This window comes from Priestia sp. SIMBA_032 (assembly GCF_046535215.1).
GTDB classification, from domain to species: domain Bacteria; phylum Bacillota; class Bacilli; order Bacillales; family Bacillaceae_H; genus Priestia; species Priestia aryabhattai.
In genome coordinates this window covers 1-236 of record NZ_JAWRXD010001548.1, presented here as the reverse complement: position 1 = coordinate 236, position 236 = coordinate 1, and the positions used below count along the sequence as shown (strand labels likewise).

The following is a 236-nucleotide window of genomic DNA, read 5'->3' as shown; positions in this document are numbered from 1 at the left end:
ATCAATAACGGAAACGGTATTAGAAAAAATATTAGTAACATAAGCACGAGCTCCATTTGGTGAAACTGTTACTTCAAGTGGTGCATTACCTACAGTAATTGTATCAACTACTATATTTGTTCCGGTGTTAATTACAGATACTGTATCATTTGTAGGGTCATCTATGAGTCCTGCATTTGTAGCATATACTAGGAAATTACATGCAGGTCCGGTTGGCCCAGTAGGTCCGGTCGGTC

1 protein-coding gene is annotated in these 236 nt (G+C 39.0%); it reads right to left on the bottom strand.

The features are described from left to right. Window positions 1-236: YncE family protein (locus tag SB717_RS39470; protein WP_410908777.1), on the bottom strand; the 236-nt coding region annotated here is incomplete at both ends.